This window comes from Pseudoclavibacter sp. 8L (genome assembly GCF_902506465.1).
Lineage (GTDB): Bacteria > Actinomycetota > Actinomycetes > Actinomycetales > Microbacteriaceae > Pseudoclavibacter.
This window is the reverse complement of the sequence record NZ_LR733186.1, coordinates 1,783,356-1,800,418: the sequence shown is the minus strand read 5'-3', so window position 1 is coordinate 1,800,418 and position 17,063 is coordinate 1,783,356. Positions and strand designations below refer to the sequence as shown.

16 protein-coding genes are annotated in these 17,063 nt (G+C 68.9%); 4 read left to right on the top strand and 12 right to left on the bottom strand.

Features of this window, described 5'->3' with window-relative positions:
- Window positions 1–50 precede the first annotated feature (50 nt).
- Window positions 51–1,094 (bottom strand): LacI family DNA-binding transcriptional regulator, encoded by a 1,044-nt coding sequence (locus GV007_RS15155; RefSeq protein ID WP_160073854.1) that lies wholly within the window; start codon window positions 1,092–1,094, stop codon window positions 51–53.
- A 177-nt stretch (window positions 1,095–1,271) separates the two neighbouring features.
- Between GV007_RS15155 and GV007_RS15150 the strand changes: the two genes are divergently transcribed.
- The 3 genes from GV007_RS15150 to GV007_RS15140 all read left to right on the top strand — a co-directional run bounded on the left by GV007_RS15150 (window position 1,272) and on the right by GV007_RS15140 (window position 4,457).
- A complete protein-coding gene (locus GV007_RS15150; protein WP_104240141.1) occupies window positions 1,272–2,207 on the top strand; it encodes a dihydrodipicolinate synthase family protein in 936 nt (311 codons plus the stop codon).
- Window positions 2,208–2,398: 191 nt separating this feature from the next.
- Window positions 2,399–3,700 carry an Nramp family divalent metal transporter gene (locus tag GV007_RS15145; RefSeq protein ID WP_160073852.1) on the top strand — a complete coding sequence of 434 codons (1,302 nt, stop codon included), beginning with the start codon at window positions 2,399–2,401 and terminating at the stop codon, window positions 3,698–3,700.
- A 184-nt stretch (window positions 3,701–3,884) separates the two neighbouring features.
- The gene (locus tag GV007_RS15140) at window positions 3,885–4,457 is read left to right on the top strand and encodes a YdeI/OmpD-associated family protein (protein ID WP_160073850.1); all 573 of its coding nucleotides are present in this window, start codon (window positions 3,885–3,887) and stop codon (window positions 4,455–4,457) included.
- A 212-nt stretch (window positions 4,458–4,669) separates the two neighbouring features.
- On the opposite strand, the gene thrC is transcribed toward GV007_RS15140, so the two are convergent.
- Complete coding sequence (gene thrC, locus GV007_RS15135) at window positions 4,670–6,094, bottom strand: threonine synthase (protein ID WP_160073848.1); 1,425 nt, start codon at window positions 6,092–6,094, stop codon at window positions 4,670–4,672.
- A gap of 62 nt (window positions 6,095–6,156) precedes the next feature.
- Window positions 6,157–7,647 (bottom strand): amino acid permease, encoded by a 1,491-nt coding sequence (locus GV007_RS15130; RefSeq protein WP_160074354.1) that lies wholly within the window; start codon window positions 7,645–7,647, stop codon window positions 6,157–6,159.
- Window positions 7,648–7,894: 247 nt separating this feature from the next.
- On the opposite strand from GV007_RS15130, the gene GV007_RS15125 reads away from it, so the two are divergent.
- Window positions 7,895–8,410 carry a GyrI-like domain-containing protein gene (locus GV007_RS15125; RefSeq protein ID WP_160073846.1) on the top strand — a complete coding sequence of 172 codons (516 nt, stop codon included), beginning with the start codon at window positions 7,895–7,897 and terminating at the stop codon, window positions 8,408–8,410.
- Window positions 8,411–8,492: 82 nt separating this feature from the next.
- Here the strand turns inward: GV007_RS15125 and GV007_RS15120 are convergent, their stop codons facing one another.
- The 9 genes from GV007_RS15120 to GV007_RS15080 form a co-directional block, all read right to left on the bottom strand.
- Window positions 8,493–9,212, bottom strand: a complete 720-nt coding sequence (locus GV007_RS15120; protein WP_160073844.1) for a GntR family transcriptional regulator — start codon at window positions 9,210–9,212, stop codon at window positions 8,493–8,495.
- 9 nt (window positions 9,213–9,221) lie between these two features.
- Window positions 9,222–10,595 (bottom strand): MmgE/PrpD family protein, encoded by a 1,374-nt coding sequence (locus tag GV007_RS15115; RefSeq protein ID WP_160073842.1) that lies wholly within the window; start codon window positions 10,593–10,595, stop codon window positions 9,222–9,224.
- Between the two features lies 1 nt (window position 10,596).
- Complete coding sequence (locus GV007_RS15110; RefSeq protein ID WP_160073840.1) at window positions 10,597–11,748, bottom strand: CaiB/BaiF CoA transferase family protein; 1,152 nt, start codon at window positions 11,746–11,748, stop codon at window positions 10,597–10,599.
- On the bottom strand, window positions 11,745–12,584 hold the full coding sequence (locus tag GV007_RS15105; protein ID WP_160073838.1) for an HpcH/HpaI aldolase/citrate lyase family protein: 840 nt from the start codon (window positions 12,582–12,584) through the stop codon (window positions 11,745–11,747). The genes GV007_RS15110 and GV007_RS15105 overlap by 4 nt, the downstream gene beginning before the upstream one ends.
- On the bottom strand, window positions 12,581–13,111 hold the full coding sequence (locus tag GV007_RS15100; protein ID WP_160073836.1) for a MaoC family dehydratase: 531 nt from the start codon (window positions 13,109–13,111) through the stop codon (window positions 12,581–12,583). Before GV007_RS15100 ends, GV007_RS15105 begins: the two co-directional genes overlap by 4 nt.
- An 8-nt stretch (window positions 13,112–13,119) precedes the next feature.
- Window positions 13,120–14,565 (bottom strand): aldehyde dehydrogenase family protein, encoded by a 1,446-nt coding sequence (locus GV007_RS15095; protein WP_160073834.1) that lies wholly within the window; start codon window positions 14,563–14,565, stop codon window positions 13,120–13,122.
- 90 nt (window positions 14,566–14,655) lie between these two features.
- Window positions 14,656–15,786: a zinc-binding dehydrogenase gene (locus GV007_RS15090; RefSeq protein WP_160073832.1), complete on the bottom strand. Its 1,131-nt coding sequence runs from the start codon at window positions 15,784–15,786 to the stop codon at window positions 14,656–14,658.
- A complete protein-coding gene (locus GV007_RS15085) occupies window positions 15,783–16,232 on the bottom strand; it encodes a zinc ribbon domain-containing protein (RefSeq protein WP_160073830.1) in 450 nt (149 codons plus the stop codon). Before GV007_RS15085 ends, GV007_RS15090 begins: the two co-directional genes overlap by 4 nt.
- Entirely contained in the window at window positions 16,229–17,047 is an 819-nt protein-coding gene (locus GV007_RS15080) for an N-acyl homoserine lactonase family protein (RefSeq protein ID WP_104330076.1), read from the bottom strand. The genes GV007_RS15085 and GV007_RS15080 overlap by 4 nt, the downstream gene beginning before the upstream one ends.
- Between the last annotated feature and the right edge of the window lie 16 nt (window positions 17,048–17,063).

Genomic DNA, 17,063 nt, shown 5'->3' with positions numbered 1-17,063 from the left:
TGTTAGTCAGGACTGCCGCGAGCGCCCCGCGTCTCGCCAGCCGCCGCGACTCAGCGCTGCGGGGGCGGGCAGCTGGATGCGCGCGGAATGAGCGTCGGCATCGCGCGCCGGATGACGGACCCTATCCCGGGCGTCAGCAGCAGCTCGAGCGCCGTCGTGGCGATCTGGTCGAACGATGTGCGCACGGAGGTCAGCGGAACAGGCAGCGCCTCGGCGAGGGGGACGTCGTTGTAGCCGACGAGCGCGAGGTCGGTGCCGATCTGCAGGCCGTGGCGGTGCGAGGCCGCCATGACCCCGAGCGCGAGGTTGTCATTGGCGGCGAAGATCGCGGTCGGGGGCGTCTCGGTCGCGGCGAGGATGCGCTCGGCCGCGGCCGCACCGTGCTCGATGCGGAAGCCGTCGCCCGCGATGCGATGCGGCGGGATCTCGATGCCGGCCTCGCGCGCCGCCCGCAGGGCGCCGGCCAGGCGGTCGCGCGCACTCGAGGTGAAGTCGGGACCCGTCACGAGCGCGATGTCGCGGTGGCCGAGGTCGACGAGGTGGCGCACGGCGAGGTAGCCGCCTACCTCGTCGTCACCCAGCGACGAGGGGCTGACGCCGTCGGTGCGCAGCACGAGGGCGAGCGGAATGCCCGACTCCTGCAATGACTGGGGAAAGCTGTCGACGCGGCGTGACGAGGCGATGATGAGCGCGTCCACGTTGCGGTCGAGCAACACCTGGGCCGCGCGCTGCTCACCCTCGGCGTCGTCCCCCGTGGTGGCGACGACGGCGACGTAGCCCCTGGCGGCAGCGGCACGCTCGATGGCCTCGTACATGAGCGCCATGACGGTGTCGCTGAGGCGCGGTACGAGCACGCCGATCGTGCTCGTCGAGCCGCGGCGGAGCTGGGATGCGAAGACGTTGCGCCGGTAGCCGAGCTCGTTCGCGACCTCACGGACACGCACTGCGGTCGCCGACTGGGACTGCGCGGTGCGCTCGTCCAGGATGCGGCTCACGGTGGAGATGCTGACGCCGGCCTCGGCTGCGACTTCCTTGAGGGTCACGACTCGTCGCTCGCCCGCTCCGGGGGCAACGGCACTGTCGTTTCGCCTCATGCGGAGGAGTGTATCTCGCCCCTCGACGCCCGTCCGGCAGGAATCTCCAGACTCGACCCTTGACATCGGGAACGTTTGCATGAAAACTTGCAATCGTTCCTGCAAACGTTTGCATTACTTCAGAAGAGCAGCGGCGAGCAGGACCCACCACCTCAACGATGAGCAAAGGAAGACAAGATGTCGATCGACCTCCGCGGCCTCTCCCCCGCCCCCGTCACCCCCTTCACCGAGGACGGAGCCGTCGACTACGACGCCATCCAGCGCCTCGGCTCCTGGCTCGGCTCCGTCGACGGCGTCAAGAGCCTCGTCGTCCTCGGCCACGCCGGCGAAGGCACCTTCCTCACCCAGACCGAGCAGGCGAAGGTCATCACCGCCTTCCGCGAATCGGTCGACTCGCGCATCCCGATCGTCGCCGGCATCACCCAGGAGGGCAACGCCGTCGCAGCCGAGGAAGCGAAGCGCGCCGTGGATGCGGGTGCATCCGCCGGCCTCGTCTACCCGTCCCACGGGTGGCTGCGCTTCGGCTACCAGGACGGCGCCCCGCAGACGCGCTACCGCGACATCTACGAGGAGAGCGGACTGCCGCTGATCCTCTTCCAGTACCCCGACAACACCAAGGCCAGCTACAACCTCGACACGCAGCTCGAGATCGCCGGGCAGGAGGGCGTGTTCGCGACGAAGAACGGCGTGCGCAACATGCGTCGGTGGTACACGGAGATCCCGGCGCTGCGCGCCGCATACCCGGAGCTGCAGATCCTCTCCTGCCACGACGAGTACCTGCTCCCGACCATGTTCGACGTCGACGGCCTGCTCGTCGGCTACGGCAACATCGCCCCTGAGGCGCTCGTCGAGCTCATCGAGGCAGGGAAGGCGCACGACTACGACAGGGCGCACGAGATCCACGAGCGCCTCCTGCCCGTCACGAAGAACGTCTACCACCGCGGCTCCCACATGGAGGGAACCGTCGCGCTGAAGTGGGGCCTCGTGCACCGCGGCATCCTCGACCACGCCACGGTCCGCACCCCGCTTCTGCCCCTCGCCGACGGAGCGGACCGCGAGATCGCCGAGGCGTTCGCCATCGCCGGGCTCGACCGCGTGACGGTCGCCTCCTAGCAGGGAGGGGCAGCGACAACAGGGTCGCTGCTCCTACGCTTGGCGTCGACTGCTGCAAGCTCGACGACACACGCCGCCCAGACGCGGCACCGGAAGCACCGGTTCCCGAACCCGTGCGACCCCCAAGTCAATGACGACTTCGCGGCCGGATGCACCCCATCCATCGGCCGCACTCCACGAAGGAGACCCCCATGGGCGACACCCGCCTCCACTCGACGCCAGGCACCGGCCACGCGCGAGTCTCGACCGAAGCAGTCCGCACCATCGTCGAATCCCGCCGAACTCGGCGGCGCTTCTGGCAGCAGCTGGCCCTCATCGGCCCCGCCTTCGTCGCGGGTGCCTGGCAGTTCGGCCCAGGCAACCTCACCACGGCAGTGCAGGCCGGAAGCTCCTACCAGTACACGCTCATCTGGGTCATCGCCGTCTCGACGGTGCTCATGATCTTCCTCACCGACATGAGCGTGCGACTCGGCATCAAGTCGCCGGTCTCCCTCATCGCCTCCATCAAGGACCACCTCGGGAAGCCCCTCGGAGTTGTCGCGGGCGTCGGTGTCTTCCTCATCACGCTGTGCTTCTCGGTCGGCAACGCCGTGGGCTCCGGGCTCGGCCTCTCCATGCTGGTCGACGGCTCGTCGCCCGTCATGTGGACCCTCATCTGCACCCTCGGCGTCGCGGCGGTGCTGTTCATCCGCAGCATCTACAACGTCATCGAGAAGGTGCTCATCGCCATCGTCGCGCTCATGGCGATCTGCTTCGTCGTGAGCGCATTCGTCGTGAACCCGGACTGGTCTGCGGCTGGGCGCGGGCTCATCCCCACGGCGCCAGAAGGCTCATGGCTGCTCATCGTGGCGCTCGTCGGCACGAACTTCTCCATCAACGCCGCCTTCTACACCTCCTACGGCACGAAGGAACGCGGCCGGAAGGAAGAGGACTACCGCGATGTGACGATCGTCGACACCATTCCGGGCATCATCGCCCCTGGCGTCATGACGGGGCTCGTCATCATCGTCGCGGCCGGCGCCCTGGGGAAGACGTCCGAGACGGCGACCTCCATCACCAGCCTGGCTGCCATCTTCGAGCCGCTTGCCGGCCCCATCGGCGGCTTCATCTTCGCGCTCGGCTTTGCGGGGGCGGCCTTCTCCTCCATGATCCCGAATGCGATCGCCGGAGGCACGATGCTCTCGGATGCGTTCGGTCGCGGAGCATCCGCCAACACCCTCACGGCACGACTCACGAGCGGCTTCATCCTCGCCTTCGGGCTCGGCGTCACGCTCATCTTCCAGACCTCGCCGGTCGAGCTCATCGTGCTCGCCCAGGCCCTCACGATCCTGGTCGCTCCTATCCTGGCCGCGCTCATCATCATCATGGCGAACCGCCGCTCGCTCATGGGCGAGATGCGCAACAGGTGGTGGCAGAACGCGTTCGGCATCATCGGCCTCGCCGCCGTGCTCGCCCTCTCGGTTCGGCTCCTCCTGAGCTTCCTCGCCGGATAGGCGTTCCGGCGGCCGTCGGCCAGGGTCCGTGCGCGGCAGCATGCTGCGCCAGGACCCTGGCCGATTTGCGTGACCAGGCCGATCGGCGCTCGCCGGGGCCCGGCGTCGTCCTGGGCGGGCAGGCGCATCCATCACGGAACTCGGACAGCACCGGTCGCCCCGGGCGCCCTCCTAGGATGACGGCATGGTGAGCTTCGCCGACAAACCCATCCACGACTTCACGATCGAGCAGTGGGAGGCGTTCCTCGCGTCCGGCCCCGACGACGGTGGCGTCCGGTTGAAGCTGCGCAAGAAGCTCTCGAAAGCGCCGGGCATCACCTGGCAGGAAGCCCTCGACGTGGCCCTCTGCCACGGGTGGATCGACGGTCAGTCGGCGCGATTCGACGACGACTACATGCTGCAGGCCTTCACTCCGCGGCGGAAGAACAGCCCGTGGTCGCAGATCAACGTCGGGCACGTGGCCCGCCTCATCCAAGAGGGGCGGATGCAGCCTGCCGGCCACGCGGAGATCGAGCGCGCGAAGGCCGACGGCCGCTGGGACGCCGCCTACCGGGTCAAGGACGCGGTTGTCCCCGCCGACCTGCAGGCGGCACTCGACGCGAACCCCGAGGCGCTGGCCTTCTTCGAAGCGATGAAGAAGCAGGCCCGCTTCCAGGTGATCTTCCGGATCACGGGCATCAAGACACCCGCGATCCGCGCCGCCCGCATCCAGGATGTCGTCGAGAAGGCGGCGCGCGGCGAGCACCACTACAAGTAGGCGCCCCGCCCGCTCACGGCGAGCGAACGCTCGCGGGGCGAGCACGCGCGCTGGGCTCCCCACCACAAGAGTCACCCAGATGCACCCTCGATGGACAAGGAGGGTGCATCTGCCTCACTCTTCTCGGCACGCTCGACGACCCGAGCGCATCGCGGATGCGTTCGGGTCGGCCAGCAGCCAGCAGCCAGCGGCTAGCGGCTAGCGGCCAGCGGCTAGCGGAGCACGCGCTCCGAGATGAACGCGCGAAGCGCCTGCTCGTCGTCGTCGAGCTCGACGACCCGCTGCGGGGCGTCGAGGAGGGCCTGCGTCTCCGCATCCACGTCGACGTCCGAGCCGAGCGCCTCCGAGATGGTGTCGGCGAACTTCTGCGGCTTCGCGGTCTCGAGCACCAGCATGGGCACGCCGTCCTCGAGGTGCTCGCGCGCGACCTTCACGCCGTCTGCCGTGTGCGGGTCGATGGTGACACCGGATGCGTCGTGCACGCTGCGGATCGTCGCGAGACGGTCGGCGTGCGTGCTCGTTCCGCTGACGATGCCGAAGAGCGGCTCGAACGTGTGCTGCGCGACGGAGAGGTCGATCTCGCCGGTCTCGGCGAGCTCGCTCCACGCGGCAGCCGTGCGGCCGCCGTCGCGACCGAGCAGCTCGAACACGAACCGCTCGAGGTTCGACGCGCGCGACACATCCATCGACGGGCTCGACGTGGCGAGTGTGTTCTCGGCGTTGCGCGGGCGGTAGAAGCCCGTGCGGAAGAACTCGTCGAGCACGTTGTTCTCGTTGACGGCAAGCACGAGCTTGCGGACCGGCAGGCCCATGAGCTTCGCGTACAGACCCGAGAGGATGTTGCCGAAGTTGCCGGACGGCACCGCGAACGAGACCTCGAAGCCGTCGCGCTCATCCGCCGACAGCTCATCGGTCGCACGCAGCCATGCCCACACGTAGTAGGCGATCTGAGCGGAGATGCGGCCGAAGTTGATGGAGTTGACGGCGCCGATGTTGTTGCCGCGCTTGAAGTCGATGTCCTCGGCGAGGCGCTTCACGAGGTTCTGGCAGTCGTCGAAGACGCCCTTCACGGCGATGTTGTGCACGTTCTCGTCCTGCAGCGAGTACATCTGAGCGCGCTGGAACGCGCTCATGCGGCCCTGCGGCGAGAGCATGAAGACCGAGACGCGCTCGCGGCCGCGCAGAGCGTGCTCCGCGGCTGAACCGGTGTCGCCCGAGGTCGCGCCGAGCACGTTGAGCACCCGGTCGCGCTTGCCGAGCACATAGTCGAGCGTCTGCCCGAGGTACTGCATGGCCATGTCCTTGAACGCAAGGGTCGGCCCCTCGGACAGGCCGACGAGCGTGAGCTGCGCATCCAGCTTCTGCAGCGGAACGACGTCCTCGGACGCGAAGCGGCCCTCCCCGTAGGCGTGCGCGGTGAGCTGCTCGAGGTCCTCGCGCGGGATGTCGGTCGCGAAGAGGCCGAGCACCGCCGTCGCGAGCCCGGCGTAGTCGAGCGAGCGCCAGCTCTCGAGGTCCTCGTTCGTGAAGTGAGGCAGCAGCTCCGGCACGGCGAGTCCGCCGTTCGGGGCGAGGCCCTCGAGAAGAACGTCGGAGTAGGAACCGAGCGTGCCGCCACGGGTAGAGATGTATTGCAAGTTCGCTCGCCTCAGTCGTCGTGTTTCACCGGGAATGTGCGCTCCCATCGTATCGGGGCGGCTCAGTCGCGGGAGGTGCCCTTGACTTCCGGCGTCTGCCGACCAGGCTGAACCTCGAGCGCCGTGGTCTCGTCGACCAGCTCAGCGCGGCGCTTGCCGGCGGAGCCGACCGCGAACCGGTACGCGAGCAGCAGCAGGGCCAGCCACACCGCGCCGACGATGAGCGCCACGCGGGTGCTCTCGAACCAGCCGAGCACGCCGAGCACGAACACGAGGAAGCCGAGGGTCGCCCAGGACGCGAACGGCCACAGCGGCACAGGGAACTCGGACGCGCTGCGCCCACCGCGCGCGATGTCGCGCTTCATGGCGATGTGCGAGCAGACGATCATGATCCACACCCACACCGTCGCGAAGGTCGCGATGGAGGCGATCACGAGGAAGACGTCCTCGGGGATGACGGCGTTCATCCACGCGCCGACCGCGAGCGCCGCGACCATGAGCGCGACCGTCGCCCACGGCACGCCGTTTCCGGAGACGCGGAGGAACACGCGCGGCGCCTGCCCCTGCTCGGCGAGACCGAAGATCATTCGGCCAGCCCCGAACACGTCCGAGTTGATGGCCGAGAGGGCTGCCGTGATGACGACGAAGTTCAGGATGTGCGGGGCCGCGGGGATCCCGAGGCCGTCGAAGATCGACACGAACGGACTCGCGTCACCCGTGATCGTGTTCCACGGCGCGAGCATCATGATGACGGCGAGCGCGCCCACGTAGAAGAGGAGGATGCGCAGCGGCACGCTGTTGATGGCCTTCGGGATGACGCGCTTCGGATCCTGCGCCTCGCCGGCCGTGATGCCGATGATCTCGATGCCGCCGAACGCGAAGACCACGATCGCGAACGACGCGATGACGCCCTCGATGCCCATGGGGAAGAAGCCGCCCGTCGCCGGATTGAAGAGCGCCCCGATGCCGGACGCATCCGGTGACTGGTTGCCGAAGCCGAAGATGATGATCGCGATGCCGCCGGCGATCATGGCGATGATGGCCGTGACCTTCACGAGCGCGAGCCAGAACTCGAGCTCGCCGAACGCACGCACGCCGAGCAGGTTGATGGCGGCGATGAAGAGGATGACGGCGACGATCCACACCCAGCGGGCGACGTCCGGGTACCAGAAGCCCATGTACACGCCGAACGCGGTGACGTCGGCGATCGCGACGACGATCATCTCGAACGCGTACGTCCAGCCCGTGATGAACCCCCAGCGTGCGCCGAGGTAGCGGTTCGCGAACTGCCCGAACGAGCCCGTCACGGGGTGGCGCACCGTCATCTCGCCGAGCGCGCGCATCACCATGAAGACGGCGGCGCCCGCGATCATGTAGGCGAGCAGCACCGCTGGACCTGCCGCCTGGATCGCGGCGGAGGACCCGTAGAAGAGGCCGGTTCCGATGGCCGACCCGAGCGCCATGAAGCGGATGTGCCGTGCAGTGAGCGCCCGCGCGAGCGGCCGCTTCGGGGTCGCCCCGGTTTCGATGCCGTCGTTCTCGACCGTGTTCATGCGCAGCTCGTGTCTCTCGTCGCTCTGGTGGCGCATCCACCCGACCGTCTTCTGCGCCGGCGCGCCACCTGCGGAATCGTAGCCCCTTGGCGCGCCATCGTCGGCGCTGGACCCACGCTGGAGCGATGCCAGGAACCCGCCGAGAATCCGGGGAGGTCACCCGCGAATGACGTCCAGCGCACGGCCCGTTGCCCTAGGTTGGCGTCAAGCATCTGCCCCGCTCGAGTGGGGCGTCGAGGAGGACACCATGCCAGAGACACTTCCGCTGCCCGATTCGCCCCGCCAGGGCGTGGAGCGCTTCGAGCTGAGCGCCGTTCCACTTGCCGTCGCGCGCTACGACAACGTCAGCATGCGCGAGCTGCGGACGCTCTTCGACACGACCTTCCAGGCGATGGCTGCAGCGATCGGTGCGGACAAGGTGCATCCGGCCGGACCCGCCCTCGCGGTCTACCACGGCGACCCATCGCAGACGTTCGACGTCGAGATCGGCTTCCCGGTCGTCGAGCCGATCCGCGAGAAGACGCTCGTCGGCGATGTGACGATCCAGAACTCCACCCTCCCGGCGGGAGCCGCGGCCGGTGCGTCGCACCTCGGATCGTTCGACGGCCTCGGCGAATCGTGGGGTCGACTCATCCAGGACCTCCGCGACTCGGGCGACGAGCCCGGCCCCATGGTGGAGATCTACGTCACCGAGCCGAGCCCCGACATGAACCCGGACGACCTGCGCACCGACCTCATCGTGTCGCTCGCCCCGCGCGGGTAGGCCCGAGGCCGGTCCGCGCGCGCCCAGACCCCATAGACCTGGGCCCCCCGCACCCCTCGGGGACCCGGGGCGGAGGGAGAGATCAGAGTTTGGGGAGGGAGTCGGCGGATGCGGATGCGGAGGCGGTCGCCGATCTGAAGTGCGCGGCCAGCAGTTCCCCGGAGTGGATGATGTGCTCGCTCGCGGCATGCCTCGCCGCCTCCGCGTCTCTGGCCTTGATGGCATCGATGATCTGCGTGTGGTCCGCACGGGTCGCCTCGGGCCACCCCTCGATCTGCGCGTAGAAGTTGCGGGGCACGTACTTCGAGAAGAGGGCGACGAGCCAGCGCAGCCTCGGCGCATCCACGATGTGGTTGAGCAGGTGGTGGAACTCGTTGTTGCGGGCCTCGAGCGCTTCGACATCCCCGCGCACGGCCGCGGCAAGCAGCTCGTAGTGCAGGGCCTCGAGCACGCGCAGCTGCTCATCGGAGATGCTGCGCGCGGCACGCGCGGCGAGCTCTCCGGCCACGTTGGCGTGCACGAGGAAGACGTCTTCGATGTCCGCAGCCGTGATCGGGTGCACGCGGAAGCCCTGGCCGCGCACGCCGTCGACGAACCCCTCCACGCGGAGCGACTGCAGCGCCTCGCGAACCGGAGTCGCCGACACCTTCAGCCGTTGCGCGATCTCGTCGATCTGCAGGGACTCCCCGGGCAGGAGCACCCCGGAGATGATGCGCTCTCGGAGGTACTCGGCCGCGAACGAGCGCATGCTGCCGTAGCGACGGGCTGCGTCTTCGAGGCGTTCGTCGGGTGGGAGCGGCACGGGGACATCTTACTGAGCGGGCAATTCGGGCCGCGGCATGGCTTCCATGAGCTCTGCGACGGATGCGGTGCGGTCGTGTTCCACGAGCGCCCAGAGCTCGTTCGCGCACGTCTCGCCGACGAGCCCCCTCGCCTTGGCGTGCAGGTCCTGTCGTGAGGCGCGTGCGCCGGGAGAGCCGCGGTAGGCGTTCGTCGAAGCCTCGTGCACGCTGCCGTCCGTGAAGGTGATCCGCACTTCGGCGGTCCAGTCTGCCGGGAACGCCGCTTCGACCGCAGGCGAGGTCACACATCTCACCTTCCTCATGAGCGGGAGCAGCTCGTCCGCGAGCTCCGCCGCCCGGTCGAACTGGTCGACGGTCGCGGTGCCCGTGGTGAGCGCGAGCGCTGCGCCGAACGGCATGTTGAATTGCGCATCCACCGCCGATTCGACGCGTAGCTTCGCGTCTGCTGGCACGCTGACGAGGCGGGCGCCCGCTTCGATGACGGCCACCTCGACGTCGTCGACCTCGGCCGCGGACAGGCCGGGCCGCTGCGAGGCGATGTCCAGGAGCAGGTCGATGTTGCCGTGCATGTAGCGGCAGCAGGGGTAGAGCTTGATGCTCGTCCGCCAGGCGTATTCCCCTGGCGTGATGGTGCGCACACGCTCGGGGTGGAAGCCGTCGCCGTAGTTCGCGAGGAACCCGTCGCGTCCTTCGAGGGCCGCGGCCGGCGCGACGAACCCAACCGCGGCGAGACGGGTTGCCCGGATTCCGACAGCTGCGGCGTGACCCGCGTTGAGGCGCTTCGTCCAGGCACCGTCGGAAAGGAACTCGAGCGAGCCCGCCGCGAGGTTCGAGGCGAGGCCGATGGCGTCGACCGTCTGCGACTCGTCGAAGCCGAGGAGGCGGGAGACGGCTGCGGCTGCTCCGATGGCGCCCGCGACCCCGGTCGGGTGGAAGCCGCGGCCGTAGCTCTCGGCGGCTCCGAGGACGACCCCGATGTCGCACATCACGTCGTACCCGACGACCGCGGCATCGAGGAGGGCACCGTAGCTCGCCCCGTGCTCTTCCGCGGCGGCGAAGAGCGCCGGGAACAGCACCACGGCGGGATGCAGGGACGCTTCCTCGAAGGTGTCGTCGAGCTCCAGCCCGTGGGCGGTGATGCCGTTGACGAGCGCCGCATCCTCCGCATACAGGCGAAGCGCAGCCCCGAACACGGACGACGGCGCGACGTCCGAGGCGAGCCCGGCGTAGGCGTCGCGCGCAGCTCGGGCCGACTCGCGTCCGCTGCCTCCGAGCGTCACGGCGAGGGCGTCGAAGAGCAGCGCGCGCATCCACGCGGAGCGCTCCTCGTCGAGGTCCACGGGGCCGAGGGCATGCTGCGCGTAGCTGCGAGCGAGTGACATGTCAGTTCCGTTCTTCGGTGGCGGCGAATTCGCGCCGGATGCGGTCGGTGTGCTCGCCCGTGTCCGGCACGGGCTTCATCGCCGGCCGGTAGGAGCCGGCCGTGACGGGCGGAAGGAGCGAGCGGGCTGAACCCCCTGGGGTCTCGACCTCGACCCACCTGTCTCGCTCCGCGAGCTGCGGATGCGCGGAGAACTCCGCCATCGTCCGCATCCGCGCGTTGGCGATCGCCAGGGAGTCGAGGCGCCTGATCACCTCATCGCTCGGAGTCTCGGCGATCGCCGCTCCGATGAGCTCGCTGAGCGCGTCCCGGTTCGCGACCCGATGCTCGTTGAGGCTGAACCTCGGGTCGTCGGCGAGCTCCGCCGCGCCCAGGACGTCGCGGCAGAAGCCCGCGAACTCCGTCTCGTTCTGGATGCCGATGAACACGGTCCCGTCGGAGGCTTCGAACGGGCCATATGGGGCGATGGTGGCGTGGGATGCTCCGTGCCGCTGGGGAGGGCGGCCGCCGTACTCGGCGAAGAGGTACGGCTGCTGCATCCATTCGCCGAGCGCTTCGAGCATGGAGACCTCGATGCGGTCGCCGACGCCGGTCCGTCCGCGCTGGATGAGCGCGGCGAGCACACCGGAGTACACGTACATGCCTGCCGCGATGTCGGCAACGGACGCTCCGACCTTCGATGGCTGCTCCGGGGTGCCGGTCACCGAGAGGAGGCCGGCTTCGCACTGCACGAGGAGGTCGTAGGCCTTCTTGCGCGTGTAGCTGCCACCCGTGCCGTATCCGGAGATCTCGGCGTAGATGAGTCGGGGGTTGCCTGCCGCGAGTTCGTCGTAGCCGAGGCCGAGGCGGTCGAGCGCGCCTGGTGCGAGGTTCTGCACGACGACGTCGGCGGTCGCGGCGATGCTGCGGAAGAGTTCGGCGTCCGCCTCGTCCTTGAGGTCGAGCACAACCGATTCCTTGCCCCGGTTGAGCCAGGCGAAGAAGCTCGATGTGCCGTGCACGGTGGAGTCGTAGCGGCGCGCGAAGTCGCCACCTGCACGCTCGATCTTGATGACGCGGGCGCCGAGGTCGGCGAGCTGCCGCGTCGCGAAGGGGGCGGCGACCGCCTGCTCGACGCTGAGCACGGTGATGCCGTCGAGCGGCCTGCCGTTCACGATGCCTCCCCGACGGCGGCGAGCATGCGCCGCGCTCGCCGCAGCACGGGCGCGTCGACCATGGCCCCGTCGACCTGCACGGCGCCGGAGCCTGCGCCGACCACGCGGCGGGCCCAGTCGATCTGGGCGTCGGTCGGCCGGAACGCCGAGGCGATGACGGGCAGCTGGGCGGGGTGGATGGCGAGCATGCCGCCGAAGCCGAGTGCGACGGCGTGCTTGGCGGCGGACTCGACGGCCGCGAGGTCGCGGATGCTGGCGCTCGGGGATTCGACTGGGGCTGGCGCCTCGGCGAGTCGCGAGGCGAGGACCAGCTCGACGCGTGCCGCATCGAGCAGCGAGTCTGCGTCGCCACCCGCATCGACCGCGAAGTCGAGCGCCCCGAAGGCGAGGCGCACGTCGAGCTCGGGTTCACCAGGGCCGCGGGTCACGAGCGCTTCCGCAGCGCGAAGGCCGCGCACGGTCTCCACGAGCGCGAGGAGCGGCGCGCCACCCGAGGCGGCGCTCACCTGTCGGAGGTAGGCCCGCGACTCGGCTTTCGGCACGGCGACGCCAGCGAGGGCGCCGGGCGACCTGGCGGACACGTCCTCCAGGAGCGCGAGGTCGGGCGCACTGTCGCCCGTGTCCGCCGGGTTGACCCGAACGAGCACACGACCCGGTTCGGCCGTGGCCAGCAGATCTCGGATGGCGGTCCGCGCCCGTTCCCGACTGTCGGGGGCGACCGCATCCTCGAGGTCGAGGATCACCAGGCTGGCCCCGGAATCCAGCGCCTTCGAGAAGCGGTCGGGCCGATCTCCCGGGACGAAGAGCAGCGTCTGCGCCGCCGCGAGGGCGCTCATCGCTCGACCGCGTCTGGCAGCGACGACTCGTCGGGGCGTGGCGTCGGGGAGACGGGCAGGAACCCGCGTCTCGAGACCATGAACGTGCGTCGGAAGCTGATGACGATGACGCCGTCCTGGTTGTAGCCCTCGGTCGCGACCTCGACGATGCCGACCGAGGGGCGCGAGCGCGACTCCCGGAGCGACAGCACCTTGGAACGCGACGAGATCGTGTCTCCCACGAAGACCGGATGCGGGAGCCGGACCTCATCCCAGCCGAGGTTCGCGAACACGTTCATGGACAGATCGATCGTCGATTGCCCGGTGACGAGGGAGAGCGTGAAGCAGGAGTTCACGAGGATGCGCCGGAACTCGGTGCTCTCCGTGAGGCGCGCGTCGACGTGGACCTTCGCGACGTTCTGCGTCATGAGGGTCGACGTCATGTTGTCGTCCTCGGTGACGGTCTTGGAGAACGGGTGGTAGTAGAGGTCTCCTGGGGTGAAGTCCTCGAAGACCCGCCCCGTCCACCCTTCGACGATCTGCGTCATGATGCTCCCTACAGTTTGACGATGACGGTCTTGGTCTCGGTGTACGCGTCGAGCGACTCGACGCCCTTCTCTCTGCCGTAGCCGGACTTCTTGAAGCCGCCGAACGGGTACTCGACGCCGCCGCCCGCCCCATAGGCGTTGACGTACACCTGCCCGGCCTCGACGCGCGCGGCGAGGCGATGCGCCCTGGAGATGTCGCGGGTCCAGATCGCTGCCATGAGCGCGTAGTCGGTTCCGTTGGCGATGCGGACCGCCTCGTCCTCGTCGGTGAAGGTCGTGGCGACCAGCACGGGGCCGAAGACCTCCTTCTGCGCGATCTCGGAGCTCGGGTCGACGTCGGCGATGAGCGTCGGGGCGAAGAAGGCGCCGGCCCCATGCCCCTCTGGCACGTGCCCACCGGTGATGACGCGGCCGTCTGCGCCGTCGACGAGGCCGCGTACCCGGTCCTGCTGCTTGACGGAGACGAGGGGGCCGAGGTCGCGGTCGTCGGAGCCCGGGCCGATGGTCACCCGCTCGAAGGAGGTCTTCAGCTTCGCGAGAAGCTCGTCGGCGACATCCTCGTGCACGATGAGTCGTGAGCCCGCCGAGCAGGTCTGACCCGCGTTCTGCAGGATGCCCTTCGTGATGAACATCGTCGCCTCGTCGAGGTCGGCATCGGGGAACACGACGTGCGGGCTCTTGCCCCCGAGCTCGAGCACCGCGGGGATCACGTTCTGGGCGGCCGCGGTGGCGATCGACGTGCCGACCGCGGTCGATCCGACGAAGCCGATGTGGTCGATGCCCGGATGCTCGGCGAGCGCGGCACCGACCTCGACGCCGATGCCGGTGACGATGTTGAGCACCCCGGCGGGGATCCCGACCTCGACGGCGAGCTCCGCGATGCGCACCGCGGTGCGGGGCGTCTCATCGGCCGGCTTCAGCACCACGGTGTTGCCCGTGGCCAGGGCGGGCGCGACGGCCCGGCCGAAGAGCTGCATGGGGTAGTTCCAGGCGATGACGCTGCCGCAGACGCCGAGCGCCTCCCGCCGCGTATACACGTGGAACGCCGGATCGACGGGCAAGGACAGGCCGTAGTAGGAGTCGATGGCCCTGCCGTAGAAGGTGAAGTACCGAGCAGCGACCGTTGCATCCGTTCGCGCCTGGGTGAGCGGCTTGCCCGTGTCCTGCGATTCGAGCAGCGTGAGCTCCTCGCGGTTCGCGATGATGGCCGCCGCGAGCGCCTGCAGCAGGTCGGCGCGGACCTCCGGCTTGGTGGCGGCCCATCCGGGTTGCGCCGCCCGTGCGGCTGCGACCGCGGCATCCACGTGGGATGCATCGCATCGCGCGGTGAGGCCGAGCACCTCCCCCGTCGCCGGGTCGATGTTCTCGTAGCTGCGCTCGGCGGCCACGCGCTCGCCGCCGATGTAGGCAGTCGTCGTGGCAGCTCCCGACGCGGTGTGCACTGATTGGGACATGTCTCTCCTGGAATCTCTGCTGGCCTGGAATCTGCGCTGGCCAAAATCTCTGCTCGTCGTCGGCGGATGTCGACGTGGTGTCGCCGGTGATCAGTCGTCGATGACGATGCCCGCGCGGGTCACCTGCCGCGACTCTGCGGCAGCGAGGGCCTCTGGCACCTGGTCGAGGGTGTAGTCGGCGTCCACGAGCGACTCCCACGGGAACTGCGGCGTCGCCTCGATGAAGCGCACGGCCTTGCCGAGCACCTCGAGCGGGTAGCGGATGGCGGCGCGGATCTGCACACCGGTCCGGGTGAAGAGGCCAGGGTCGAAGTCCGTGTACTTGTTCGGAGAGATGTTGCCGATCTCGACGACGATGCCGCCGGATCTCGCCGACCGCACCGACTCCGAGAACGCGGACGGCACGCCGGTGAGGTCGATCACGACGTCACCGCCCCCGCCCGTCGCGTCGCGGACGAGCTGCACGCGTGCCGCGCCGTCAGCAGCCTGCGAGAGATCGATCGTGTGGTGGGCGCCGAAGTCCTTGACCTTCTCGAGCCGACTCGGCGTCATCTCCGCCACGTAGACCTCCGCCCCCAGCACCGAGGCGACGGCGGAGGCGCAGACGCCGAGCCCGCCTGCGCCGAAGATGACGACCTTGTCTCCGTAGGAGACCTCCCCGAGGAGGCACCCGTAGTAGACCTGCGACAGGGCGCAGTTGGCCGAGGAGGCCGCCTTCGAGGTGACGCCGTCCGGCACCTTGTACACGGCCTGGTTCGGGCCCACCGCGTAGTGCGTGCCGAACGTGCCGAAGAAGTGCGGGGCTTCGTCGGCCTGCTTCGACCATCCCGTGTAGGCGTTTCGGCAGATGTTGCCGTGCCCGTTGTTGCATTCGGGACAGCGGCGGCAGGCCTGGAAGTACGTGGCGACGACTCGATCTCCCACGGCGAGCGGGGCTCCCGCGAAGTCGGTCGTGACGCCGTCTCCGAGGGCCGCGACACGGCCGACGCCCTCGTGTCCCATGACGCAGCCGGGTCGAACCAGGGGGTGGCTGCCGTGCAGGATGTGCACGTCGGAACCGCACACGTTGGCGCGGATCATGGACAGCACGACCCCGCCTGGAACGGGGGAAGGCACCTCGTAGGACCGAGACGCGGTGCGGTCGATGTCGTCGAGGATCGTCGTCGTGCCATACGCCTGCTGCGCATCGGTCTGGGTGTGCGTGGAATCTGTCGCGGTCATGCTCCGGTCCCTCTCCTGGTGGTTGTGCTCGACGTCGAGGTCTGCGATTCCGATGCCCGAGCTGCGGCGGCCGTCGCGGAGGCGACCGACGCGCTGATGTCGTCGCCCGCACGCAGCGGGCGCCCCTGGAAGATCCCCTCGTGGGCGAGGATCGGACGACGGTCGCCGGCGAGCTCCGGGTACTTGGCCTCGAGCTTCTCGCGCTTCTCGATCTTGGAGCGCCAGTGGGCGACCGCTTCAGGGCGGCCGCGATCGATGCCATGCCAGCTGTGCGGCATCTCGGCGCGGCTGGGTCCTGCGTCGGCGGCGCCCCCGATCCGCACCGCGGAGGGGACACGGCTGGTCGCCGTCCCGCATCCGGGGCATGCGGGGTTGTCGGCCAGCATCGACTCGATGCCAGCCTCGAAGCGATGGCCTTCCTGGCAGCGGAAGTCGTAGAGGATCATGAGTAGAACCCGTTCGGCGCGAAGGTGAGCTCCTTCTTCTGCTCTTCATCGTGGCCGAAGATCACCTGGGCGTCGGTCTCCTGAGCGATGCGGCGGAGCTTCTCGACCGACTCCAGCCAGGCGAGGTTGTTCCACACGATGGCCGCGCCGACCGCAGGCGGCCCCCAGGAGTCGGCGAGGTAGACGGCGTCTGAGGTGAAGATCTTCGTGCCGTCGTTGGGCAGGTCGACCTTGAGCGACATGGTTCCCCACGTGTGGCCCGGCGTCTGGATGACGCTGACGCCCGGCAGGATCTCGTCGTCACCGGCGATGCCGCCGATGTTGAGGCCCTTGAAGTCGTCGGGGATGTGCGCGCCCTGGTTGTACCCGGTGATGGTGGCGACTCCGTCGAGCTCGGCCTGGCTCGTGACGATGCGGGTCTTGCCGTTGTCGAACATCTTGGCGTTGGCAGCATGGTCGAAGTGCAGGTGCGAGAGCACGAGGATGTCGATGTCGTCTGGGGTGAGCTCGAGCTGCTTGAGGCTGGAGTCGAGGTAGCCGGTGTCTGCCTGCGGGTCGTCGATGACGGGGAAGAACTCGTCGAAGCCGGTCGGGGCCCAGTGCTCGGCCCAGTTGCGTGGGACGCCGGTGTCCCAGAGGATGCGCCCGTCCGGGTGGTCGATGAGCACGGCGTGCGTCGGCACCTGACCCCATGCGCGTTCGTCGTGTCGGTGGTCGCGGGTCTTGATGACCCTGCCTGGCTTGAGCAGCAGCCAGGTGAGGTCGGCTTCCATGGTTCCTGACTCCAGGATGTGGAGCTTGATGTCGTTCGTCACGTGCCATCTCCTTTGA

Bases quoted from the DNA above. Each gene is read 5' to 3' on its own strand.
- GV007_RS15155 (WP_160073854.1), bottom strand. From the start codon at position 1,094: ATGAGGCGAAACGACAGTGCCGTTGCCCCCGGAGCGGGCGAGCGACGA.
- GV007_RS15125 (WP_160073846.1), top strand. From the start codon at position 7,895: ATGCCAGAGACACTTCCGCTGCCCGATTCGCCCCGCCAGGGCGTGGAG.
- GV007_RS15105 (WP_160073838.1), bottom strand. From the start codon at position 12,584: ATGAGCGCCCTCGCGGCGGCGCAGACGCTGCTCTTCGTCCCGGGAGAT.
- GV007_RS15150 (WP_104240141.1), top strand. From the start codon at position 1,272: ATGTCGATCGACCTCCGCGGCCTCTCCCCCGCCCCCGTCACCCCCTTC.
- GV007_RS15145 (WP_160073852.1), top strand. From the start codon at position 2,399: ATGGGCGACACCCGCCTCCACTCGACGCCAGGCACCGGCCACGCGCGA.
- GV007_RS15140 (WP_160073850.1), top strand. From the start codon at position 3,885: ATGGTGAGCTTCGCCGACAAACCCATCCACGACTTCACGATCGAGCAG.
- GV007_RS15090 (WP_160073832.1), bottom strand. From the start codon at position 15,786: ATGACCGCGACAGATTCCACGCACACCCAGACCGATGCGCAGCAGGCG.
- GV007_RS15095 (WP_160073834.1), bottom strand. From the start codon at position 14,565: ATGTCCCAATCAGTGCACACCGCGTCGGGAGCTGCCACGACGACTGCC.
- GV007_RS15100 (WP_160073836.1), bottom strand. From the start codon at position 13,111: ATGACGCAGATCGTCGAAGGGTGGACGGGGCGGGTCTTCGAGGACTTC.
- GV007_RS15130 (WP_160074354.1), bottom strand. From the start codon at position 7,647: ATGAACACGGTCGAGAACGACGGCATCGAAACCGGGGCGACCCCGAAG.
- GV007_RS15115 (WP_160073842.1), bottom strand. From the start codon at position 10,595: ATGTCACTCGCTCGCAGCTACGCGCAGCATGCCCTCGGCCCCGTGGAC.
- GV007_RS15085 (WP_160073830.1), bottom strand. From the start codon at position 16,232: ATGATCCTCTACGACTTCCGCTGCCAGGAAGGCCATCGCTTCGAGGCT.